Source organism: Snuella lapsa (assembly GCF_039539345.1).
Lineage (GTDB): Bacteria > Bacteroidota > Bacteroidia > Flavobacteriales > Flavobacteriaceae > Snuella > Snuella lapsa.
The window spans coordinates 1-5,707 of sequence record NZ_BAABCY010000048.1; the positions used below are offsets into that span (position 1 = coordinate 1).

4 protein-coding genes are annotated in these 5,707 nt (G+C 39.9%); all 4 read right to left on the minus strand.

Annotated elements, in window-relative coordinates; all coding sequences use genetic code 11:
* Positions 1 to 395 (minus strand): hypothetical protein (locus ABD792_RS09255; protein WP_345005646.1); only part of this gene is annotated, 395 nt, incomplete at its 3' end.
* Positions 396 to 471: 76 nt separating this feature from the next.
* Positions 472 to 2,373 carry a LamG-like jellyroll fold domain-containing protein gene (locus ABD792_RS09260; RefSeq protein WP_345005648.1) on the minus strand — a complete coding sequence of 634 codons (1,902 nt, stop codon included), beginning with the start codon at positions 2,371 to 2,373 and terminating at the stop codon, positions 472 to 474.
* A gap of 29 nt (positions 2,374 to 2,402) precedes the next feature.
* Positions 2,403 to 3,113 (minus strand): hypothetical protein, encoded by a 711-nt coding sequence (locus ABD792_RS09265; RefSeq protein WP_345005649.1) that lies wholly within the window; start codon positions 3,111 to 3,113, stop codon positions 2,403 to 2,405.
* The coding region (locus tag ABD792_RS09270) for a PKD domain-containing protein (RefSeq protein WP_345005650.1) at positions 3,110 to 5,707 on the minus strand (2,598 nt) is incomplete at its 5' end. The genes ABD792_RS09265 and ABD792_RS09270, both read right to left, overlap by 4 nt.

Below are 5,707 nucleotides of genomic sequence, written 5' to 3' on the forward strand. Positions count from 1 at the left end.
CCATAGTTGTGCCACTGGCCCTGCTGCTCCAGCATACCCGTGGCGCGCATCCGCTGGTACTCCCGCTTGACGTGCGACGCACTGATGACGTTACCGTAACCGTCTAGGCGGCGCGAGTTGATCGCGTACCACTGCTCGAACTGCTTCGAGCGGTCCCCCTTGTAGTGAGAATGCCGCGACCAATACGAATCGAACGCCTCCCGCGCATCCTCTATCTTGACCCCGGGAGACTCCATCATCTCCAACCATATAGGATAGCCTGGGTCGTCTGGCATGGGTAATTCCTTATTTTTTAAAGGAAAAAAGAGGATTCCTGTTAATGAAGCTATCAGTAAAAGCCGAATGGCTTTCCTATACTTCCTAATACTGGCATTGGACAAATAAGTTTTCATCATAGTTTTAAGTTAGTTAGTTAATTATTAATAAATTCAATTCTATATTATTAATCCCTCTTAAAAAATGTCTTTCATCTTATCTTTTTACAACTTTAATTGTTCCAACCGCGGCACCTTCGGACATCACTTTAGCCAAATAAACCCCAGATTTGACTGTACCCATATCCAAAGAAAAGTGGCCTCCATGATTATTGAATGTTTGGAATTTAACCAAACTACCATACAAGTTATACAGTCTAACTTCCATTGTAGCGGCCGACGCCACGTTAATATTTAAGGCATGATCTACCACGGTAGGATAGGCCTTTATATCCTGTTTTAATTTGGTGGTCGCTGTTGATAAGGTAGCCCTATTCTTTACCAATACGACCTCTGCCTCCGAAATGGCTCTATTGTAAATTCGTACATCATCGATCAAACCATGAAAAGTATGAGAGCCATAAATTGCCGATCCTATCTTAAGAAAATTAGTTAGAACATCGGTATCAATAGAAACAATATCGGACTGAAATGATCCAGAACCATCCACTGTGTTTGTACTTAAAACCCCATCAATGTAAATCTTACATTGTGATAATTTAGCACCATCCAACGGGTCATAGGTAACTACTATATGATGCCAAACATCGTCATTCAAACTTATATCGGCAGTTATTAATGAGCTACTGCCTGCTTCTAACCTTGGCACACCTGCGTCTATCATAACATTAAACATTTTACCTCCGTTATCCTTACCATATGAAACGATAGTTTCTCTACCTGTTCCAGTGGTTTTGAACCAAGCTGTAACAGAACGTGCTCCATCACCACCAATACCAGGATACCCTGTAATTAAATGGTTGGAATAAATACCCGATGTAACTAATGCACTAGATACATTTAAATCTGAATCGGTGCCATAGGTTGGTAAAAAGGTTTCTGTGGCAATTAAATCACGCCCATATGAAGATCCATCATTGGTATTACCGTCAAAATTGTACTGTGCCTGTAAGCTTCCAGAACCAGAACCCGCAGCCACAACTATATAATCTGCTTTAGTCTCGCTATCGGATCCACCAGTATTGCTTACTGTTAAAGTAACCGTATAGGTACCTGGTGTTGGATATGAAACCTGAGGGTTCTGGGCACTTATATCTCCCAAAGCATCAGAAGCTCCAAAATCCCATGTATAGGACGTAGGAGTATTGGTCGACAAATTGGTAAACGAAATAATCTCGTCTTGTGAAGGCGTAGCATTACTTACACTAAAATTGGCAACCGGTGGTGGACTTGCACTAAGTCCTGATACGGTTAATACTTCACCCGCTGTCAGTTCAGAGTCGTATATACGAAGATCATCTAAGGCTCCATTACCAAAAAAATGTGTGGTAGAATAAATAGCCTGGCCAATTCGCACAGGATTATCTACAGCTGTATTAATCAGCCTTGTACCATTAAAATTAGTCGCGATCGGAACCTCAGTACCATCTATGTACAATTTACATTCATTTAACATGGTTGCCGTTGGTGAACCTGCAAAAGTAACGGCGATATGATGCCAATCACCGTCATTTAAGAGACCTGTTTCCGACATAATGTTTGAATTACCTCCCTCAACCCTAATTGCACCATCCAATATCATGACATTGAACATTAATTCACTTGTATTTGTACCCCATGAAACAATACTGTGGCGTTGGCTGGTGGAAATACTCGTCGTTCTTGCCCAAACTGCAACTGTTCTTGCCGCACTAGCGCTTATCCCGTTATAATCGGATAATAAAAAGTCTCCGCTTGCTCCAGGAAAATCGATAGCGCTATTAGCATTCCCATCTTTATCATTTACATAATTGGGACTAAACAAACCTTGAGTGGTTAAGGTATATTCATTCGTTGAGGCATCTGTTAAATTACCATCAAAATTGAAATGAAATACCGGTGTTTGTGCTAATAATAGACCGCTAAAAATAGAGAGAAATATAAATAGCTTTGTTTTCATAAATAGTTAGTTAATTGATTTTTATCATTTTAGTTTACATTAAATTCAAATATTTCGGAAGTTGAACTATTCCCTTGTTGATCTTTCGTCACTACATACCAATAGTACGTTGTAGTTGGTACAATTGATACATTGTTTAAGGTTGTAACAGTTACTCCAGAGCTTAGAAGCAATGGTGTTTGGGTGGTTCCAAAATACACATCGTAAGATGCTATATCGTTATCCACATCACTTCCAGACCACTCTAAAGTTACTGTAATTGAAGAAGGTATACTGCTATTATCTGCAGGAGCTACAGCCGTCGCGGGGAACGGTGCATAGTTAACTATCCCGACACCGGCATTATAAAACTTCCAGGTAGCACTTGTTGCAGTACCTCCATCATTGAATTTAGATATAGATGTTATAAACCAAGAGTAAGGCACTCCTCTTAATAAATCAACGCTATACTCATTAGTGCTCGTTGTATAGGTTAAAACTTCCTCCGAAATCAAATTTTTTACTGTTAATTCGTAAGAGCCTGTATTAGCACTTGTATTCCACTTAAATAAAATCGTGCTATGTGTTTCGGTTATGTTAGTGCCTTCGGTACATTCCGAATTTTGTTCTGGAAAAACCAAACTGGTTGGTTCGGGATTTTTCTTAGGCTGCGCTTTAGGTTCGGGATCACTGTCCCCTCCACTACAGCTTATACCAAATACCGATAAAAATAAACCGATGTACAATATGGACTTTCTCATTGCTTTATCATTTTATGGTTCGTTATTATTCCTTTGTCCTCAACAGTAATGACATATAATCCTTTGGAAAGATGTCCTACTTCTAAAGTTAATTTTCCTTTGGATCCGTTATGTTTATTATTATACACTTGTTTACCTGATGATGAATAGATAGCTATGTTCACAACATCTGACTTTCTGTCCATCTCTCCAAGTAACACTGTTACCTCGTTATGGACTGGATTAGGATAGAACCGATCTATTTGATTGAGTATAACGGTTTCTTTATATACCCCTTGGCATGCCTTATCTGTACTTACTATAAGTTTGTTCACCACATTGGGTACCAGATTTACAGTAAGTTGTTGTTTCGAGGTAACAAACGATTTTCCATTCAGGCTAATATTATAGGATGTAGCACCCGATAAACTTAAGTCTATAGCATTTTTGGTATTACTTACTTTAGAGTAAACCGAAAGATTATCAGGTTCTGAAATCACAACAGAAAAGCACTGTTCGTAATAGGGCGCATTTTCAATAGTCAAGCATATGGTATAATTACCCGCTGAAAGTCCCTCAATATTTAAAGGAGTGCCAACACTAAACTGTCTTGTCTGATTAATCGAATTACCCATTATTACTGCTGTATATGGGTAATCTGCTTTAGGTACAATCTGTATTTTTCCATTATTGTTATCTCTACAGGTTTCATCAATTATGGCAACCGCGTAATTATCGCTTGATAAAATTGGGACAACTGGTTTTTTAACTGTTATGTATCCAGTTACTTCTTTAGTATCGGATCCTTGCATATTACTTACAGTTAAGGACACCGCATACACGCCTTCTGTGTTGTAGCTCACTACTAGGTTTTGTTCACTGCTCATATCGGGGGTTCCTCCACTAAACATCCATTCCCAGGATGTTGGAACGTCGGTTGATGTATCGGTAAAATAGACTTGTTCTCCTTCCCAAACCTCTGTTTTGTCGGAAATGAAATTGGCAGTTGGTGCAGGTGGATTAACAACGGTTACATATGCCGTAACTGTTTTGGTATCGGTTCCCAAATCATTGGTAACGGTCAAGGCTACTTCATATGTCCCCGGTGAATCATAAATCACTGTGGGGTTCTGTTCTGTACTTGTTGCAGGGTCTCCTCCTTCAAATGTCCATAACCAAGTTGTAGGAACACCAGAGGACGTATCGCTAAACACAACCTCTTCACCAACATAAACAGTTGTATTATCCGAAGTAAAATTGGCTACAGGATGCATATTAAGAACCTCGTTCATAACCGATACTACTTCTTGGGACGTTAATGCTTTGGAATATATTCTAACGTCATCGAGTTCGCCCATCCAATAAAAATCACCATTATAATCTGCGTTACCTATTTGCAGACTAGAGACCGTATTGCTCGTGTTTATCTGGACCACCTCCGACCTATAGGAATCTCCTGTATCTGGTTGATTAGCATAATAAACCCCGTCAATATACATCTTAACATCCTTCAATTTATCGCCATCTGTAGGATTATATGTTACCGCTATATGGCGCCAAATATTGTTATCCAATCGATCTACCGTAGAATCATCATTCTGAACACTACAAGAACCTCCTTCTACTCTAATGTTCCCGTTATCCACCATAACATTAAACATCTGTCCTTCCGTATTTTCTCCCCATGACACAACCGTTTTTCTTGTTCCAACATTGGTTGTCTTTATCCATGCCGTAACCGTACGCTCCCCATTAGTGCCAATTCCTTTATAAGAGTTTGCTAAATACTGCCCATTGGCTCCTGGAGCCTGATAGGCACTTCTTGAATTCCCATCCTTGTCATTTACAAATACTGGGGTATAGAATCCCACAACGGCTAAATTTCTCTTATAGGAAGAATCATCGTTAATACCTCCCTGAAAATTATAATGCCCCTGTAGTGGTCCCGAACCCGTATTCTCAACCACTGCAATATAATTTACAACCTCCTTGAAATGAGAGCCAGTACTATTAGTGACTTCAAGACTTACTTTGTACGTGCCCAAGGTATTGTAAACGACCATTGGATTCTGCTCTGTACTAATACTGGGCGTGCCTCCCTCAAAAGTCCAATTCCAAGATGTTGGATTGTTTTGTGAAGCATCTGTGAACATAATGGAATTACCTTGAAAAACAGTCTGTGAGCTAATGGTAAAATCGGCAACCGGAGCAGGCAATTGTGTTACATTTATATAGTTTACTTCTGATTTGATTTCAGTACCCGAATCTGTTATATATGTTAATGTTACCGAATAAGACCCTTCTGCAGTATAAGTAACTTTCGGGTTGTTCTCGATACTTGTTTCAGGTATCCCACCCTCAAAAGTCCACATAAACGATCCAAGCCCAGCTCCAGTAGTCTCATTTGTAAACTGCACTTGACCTTCTGTAAAAATATCTGTTTTGTCGGCCGAAAAACCAACAGTGGGAGCTTGTATTGTTATATCATTAAGGGCTGATCTCCAAAAGCCCCTGCCATCGGTAGAGATCGTTAGGAAGCTCTCTTGGCGGGTGACCCCATAGTAGATCTCCATTCCAGATACACGTATGGCCGGAAGCCCGTTCGAATAGTCGAT

Bases quoted from the DNA above. Each gene is read 5' to 3' on its own strand.
- ABD792_RS09265 (WP_345005649.1), bottom strand. From the start codon at position 3,113: ATGAGAAAGTCCATATTGTACATCGGTTTATTTTTATCGGTATTTGGT.
- ABD792_RS09260 (WP_345005648.1), bottom strand. From the start codon at position 2,373: ATGAAAACAAAGCTATTTATATTTCTCTCTATTTTTAGCGGTCTATTA.